A 4,380-nucleotide genomic window follows, 5' to 3' on the forward strand; every position below is an offset into this window, starting at 1 on the left:
TGAACCGCCGTTGCGGCAGGTCGCCTGGGGGGGGTGGCGCTGGTTGCGCTGCGGATGGTGTCCCTGGCGATTGCAGGGAACTGGCGCGCTGTCTGGCGTTGGATGGGGCTTTGCGCGCTGGTACTTTTCGGCTGGTGGTACGGTATCACGCCACGAAATGATCGCGACTGGATGCCGGATGTGTCGCGCGGCGTCACAGCGGAACCGGTGGCGAACGGGTGGCGTTTGCACAACATCCGCAATTTCGACTGGACGACCGAGACGGATGCGGTTCCGGCCTGGTATGATCTGACCGTAGATCCCGACAGGATTACTTCCGTCGACATGATCTTGTCGACCTGGGGCAACCCGGACATTGCGCATACACTGGTCAGCTTCGGGTTTGAGGATGGTCAGCATGTGGTGTTTTCCACCGAAACCCGTAAGGAGAAGGGGGAGATCTATTCCACCCTCGGCGGATTTTTTCGGCTTTATGAACTGGTTCTGATCGCGGCGGATGAACGGGATATCGTGCGTCTTCGCACAGACTTGCGCGGCGAACAGGTTGCGCTTTACCCGATTGATCTGGCTGCGGAGCAACGGAAAGCCTTGTTCATGGCCTTCCTCGACTATGGTAACGATCTGGCGGAAAACCCTAAGTGGTACAACACCTTGACCGCCAATTGCACCACGGTTCCCTATATGATGGTGCGCAAGTTTTCCGACCGGGTGACGCTGGATCGGCGGATGATGCTTCCGGGGCGGTTGCCGGAATACCTACATGAACTCGGTGTTTTGGCAAAAGGTCACGACATGGCCGAAGTGCGCAAACGCGCAGCCCTTGGCCCACAGGGACCGGGGGGCGACGACAGCCACGCCTTTTCGGCGCGAATACGGGCAAAATGGACGGTGCCGAGATGAAAGCCCATCCGTGCCCGGATTTATTTATTCAGCGGGCAGGTGTTCAAGCCAAGAATAGAATAGAGCGGGCAGGTCCGCAGGATCGCGGTGAAAATGGCGACCGCACCCAGCACCGGCAAAACCCAGCGCCAGCCCAGATCGGGCAGGGCAAAGAAGCCAAGGACAAGCGCGACACCAATCAACGCCCGCAAAATGCGGTCCGTCCCGCCAACATTGGTTTTCATCGTTGAATCCTCCTGTCTGTGCCCGAGGCCGGGACGCTTCCGAGTCTGCCATGCGAGGATAAAACACATTCAATTAATTGCAAGTGTTTGAGTGTCGCAGGCACTGCATCCCGTCAGTAAACTATGATCTGCGCATGACGCTTCATCTGGTTTTCCCTCAACCCCGGGCAGACACAGGCCAAAGCGCGTCAGTCGCGATGCCGATTTTCAAACCGGGGCAGCATCGCGGAAAAGTCGCGCCCTTTGCCGCCTTCCTCCTCCACAAAGCGGGTGTAAAGTGCTGTAGCCGCTTGTCCCATCGGGGTATCGGCATCCACCGCTTCGGCGGCTTGCTGGCTCAACCGCAGGTCTTTCAGCATCAATTCAGCGGCGAAACCGGGGGCATAGTCGTTGTCCGCCGGGCTTTTGGGCCCAACACCGGGGGCAGGGCAATACGCGTTCATCACCCAGCTATAGCCGGAGGAGGTGGAGACGACATCAAACATCTTCTGCCGGTCCAGGCCCAATTTGTCGGCCAAAGCAAAAGCCTCACAGGTCACGATCATGGTGACGCCAAGGATCATGTTGTTGCAGATTTTGGCCGATTGCCCGGCCCCTGCCGCGCCACAATGCACCGCCTTTTGCCCCATGATGTCAAACAGCGGTCGGGTGTAGGCGAAGGCAGCATCGCCGCCGCCGACCATGAAGGTCAGCGTCCCTGCGGTTGCGCCACCCACACCACCAGAAACTGGCGCATCCAATGCACCCAGTCCCGCCGCTTTTGCCTGATCCGCCACGGCGCGCGCGCTTTCCACATCGACGGTGGAGCAATCACACAGCACCGCCCCGCGCGCCATCGCCGGGATCACCTCTGCCGCGACAGAGCGGAGGATCGCGCCGTTCGGCAGCATGGTGATCACCACCTCAACGCCGTTCGCCGCCGACGCCGCCGATGCGGCTTTCGTCACGCCTTTGGGCATTGGCGCGGTTAGGTCAAAGCCCAGCACCTGATGCCCCGCAGCCGCCAGATTCGCCGCCATCGGCCCGCCCATATTCCCCAATCCGATGAATCCGATTTTCATGTCGTCTCTCCTTCAAAAAACCAGTGCATTCGGACCCAAAGGCGCGAGCATTCTGGAAACCTCTTGTGCAGGCACCGCCGCTATCGCATGTCGCCAGCGCGGTTTGCGATCCCTGTCGATGATTGCCGCGCGAATACCCTCAAGGAAATCCGCATGTTCCATCGCCCGCCAGGTGAAGCGATATTCCATCGCCAGCGCCTGGCAAATATCCGGTGCATCGCCCAATTCGGCCAACACTGCCAAGGTGCAGGCCATCGACAACGGCGCGTTCCTCGAAAGCAGTTTCAGCGTTGCCGCCGCAAACCCGCTTGCATCTTCGTGCAAGGATGACATCAGATCGCCGAGGTTCCCGGCGCTGAAATGCGCATCAATCTGCGGTGTCAACGCCTGCAACCCGCCCGAAGGCGGCGCCACCCCCCGAACAACGTCAAGACTACCCTCCGCAATGATCCGCGCTTTCAGCGACTCCCATTCCGCCTCCGGCACAAAGACATCCGCGAAGCCGGCCCAGATCGCATCTGCCGGCCCCATGCGCGCACCCGTCAGCCCAAGGTATTCCCCGAGCGCCCCCGGAGCGCGTGCAAGGATCATCGAGCCGCCAACATCGGGGATCAACCCGATCCCACATTCCGGCATCGCAATCTGCGCGGTCTCTCCGACAATCCGCAAACCTGCATGGCAGCCGACACCAACGCCGCCGCCCATCGTAAACCCTTGCAGAAAGCTGAGCGTCGGTTTGGGAAATTCCTTCAGTCGCGCGTTCATCCGGTACTCATCAGCCCAGAACCGCCGCCCGTAGTCAAAATCGCCCGCCCTGCCGGTCGCATACATTTCGGCAATATCGCCGCCGGACGAAAACGCGCGATCGCCCTGCGCGTCGATCATTACCAGATCAACACGCACATCATCGCACCACCGAAGCAATGCCGCATCAATCGCCAGACACATCTGATAGGTCAGCGCGTTCAGCGCCTGTGGTCGGGTCAACGTGATCCGTCCGACATGACCTTCAACGCGAATGGCAATATCGCTCATCTCCCGGCCAACATCTGACGGCTGATGATCACGCGCATGATCTCATTGGTGCCTTCCAGAATCTGATGCACCCGCAAATCCCGCACGATCTTTTCAATGCCGTAATCGGCGAGATAGCCATAGCCGCCATGCAGTTGCAGGCAGTCATTTGCGACCTCAAAACAGGCATCCGTCACATAAAGCTTTGCCATTGCGCAGAATTTCGTCGCATCCGCCGCCTGCGCATCCAGTTTTGCGGCGGCGTGGCGGAGGAACACCCGTGCCGAGCAGAGCTTCACCTCCATATCAGCCAAGCGGAATTGTAACGCCTGAAACTGGTCAATGCTTTTGCCAAAGGCCTTGCGCTCCGCCATATAGGTCAGGGTCGCATCCAGTGCCGCCTGCGCCCCCCCAAGGCGCAGGCCGCGATGTTCAGCCGCCCACCATCCAAGCCCGCCATCGCATAGGCGAAGCCTTGTCCTTCCTCGCCCAGCAGATTCTCCAATGGCACCAGACATTCATCCAACTGTACCGCGCGGGTCGGCTGCGAACGCCAGCCCATCTTCTCCTCCAACCCGCCAAAAGACAGCCCCGCCGCACCATCCTCCACGATCAAAGCCGAAATCCCCTTGGGACCATCCGCGCCGGTCCTGCTCATCACGATATAGGCGTCGGAATAGCCGCCACCCGAAATGAACGCCTTGGCACCCGTCAGCCGATAGCCGTCATCGCTCTTGACGGCCCGTGTCTTCAACGCAGCCGCATCCGACCCGGACCCCGGCTCCGTCAGGCAATAGGAAAACACGGTTTCCATGCTGCAAATTTTTGGCAACCAGCGCGCTTTGGTCGCGCCATCGCCGAACCTGTCAATCATACCGCCGCACATATTGTGGATCGACAGAAACGCCGCCACCGAAGGGCAGGCCATCGCCAAAGCCTCAAACACCAGCGTCGCATCCAGCCGCGTCAGCCCGGAACCGCCATGGTCTTCTGAGACATAGATCCCCGCCAAACCAAGAGCAGCAACCGCTGGCCACAGGCATTTCGGAATTTCCCCGGCCTTTTCCCACTCCTGCGCAAAAGGCGCGATGTTTTCCCGGCCAAATCCGTAGGCCATCTCAAATACCGCTTGCCGCTCTTCGCTCAACGAAAGGTCCATGCAATCCCCGCCAATCAGTATT

At 59.8% G+C, this 4,380-nt stretch carries 4 protein-coding genes and 1 pseudogene; 1 reads left to right on the forward strand and 4 read right to left on the reverse strand.

Annotation, left to right across the window (positions count from 1 at the left end):
• Positions 1 to 33: 33 nt before the first annotated feature.
• Positions 34 to 900 carry a DUF4105 domain-containing protein gene (locus L0H65_RS15350; RefSeq protein ID WP_301459917.1) on the forward strand — a complete coding sequence of 289 codons (867 nt, stop codon included), beginning with the start codon at positions 34 to 36 and terminating at the stop codon, positions 898 to 900.
• A gap of 20 nt (positions 901 to 920) precedes the next feature.
• Here the strand turns inward: L0H65_RS15350 and L0H65_RS15355 are convergent, their stop codons facing one another.
• The 4 genes and pseudogenes from L0H65_RS15355 to L0H65_RS15370 all read right to left on the reverse strand — a co-directional run bounded on the left by L0H65_RS15355 (position 921) and on the right by L0H65_RS15370 (position 4,358).
• Positions 921 to 1,124 carry a DUF2892 domain-containing protein gene (locus L0H65_RS15355; RefSeq protein WP_301459918.1) on the reverse strand — a complete coding sequence of 68 codons (204 nt, stop codon included), beginning with the start codon at positions 1,122 to 1,124 and terminating at the stop codon, positions 921 to 923.
• 188 nt (positions 1,125 to 1,312) lie between these two features.
• On the reverse strand, positions 1,313 to 2,185 hold the full coding sequence (gene mmsB, locus L0H65_RS15360; RefSeq protein ID WP_301459919.1) for a 3-hydroxyisobutyrate dehydrogenase: 873 nt from the start codon (positions 2,183 to 2,185) through the stop codon (positions 1,313 to 1,315).
• Between the two features lie 12 nt (positions 2,186 to 2,197).
• Positions 2,198 to 3,220, reverse strand: coding sequence for an enoyl-CoA hydratase/isomerase family protein (locus L0H65_RS15365; RefSeq protein WP_301459921.1), 1,023 nt, complete (start codon positions 3,218 to 3,220; stop codon positions 2,198 to 2,200).
• Positions 3,217 to 4,358, reverse strand: a pseudogene (locus tag L0H65_RS15370) (acyl-CoA dehydrogenase family protein). Before L0H65_RS15370 ends, L0H65_RS15365 begins: the two are co-directional and overlap by 4 nt.
• Between the last annotated feature and the right edge of the window lie 22 nt (positions 4,359 to 4,380).

This window comes from Pseudorhodobacter sp. (assembly GCF_030452865.1).
Taxonomy (GTDB): domain Bacteria; phylum Pseudomonadota; class Alphaproteobacteria; order Rhodobacterales; family Rhodobacteraceae; genus Pseudorhodobacter.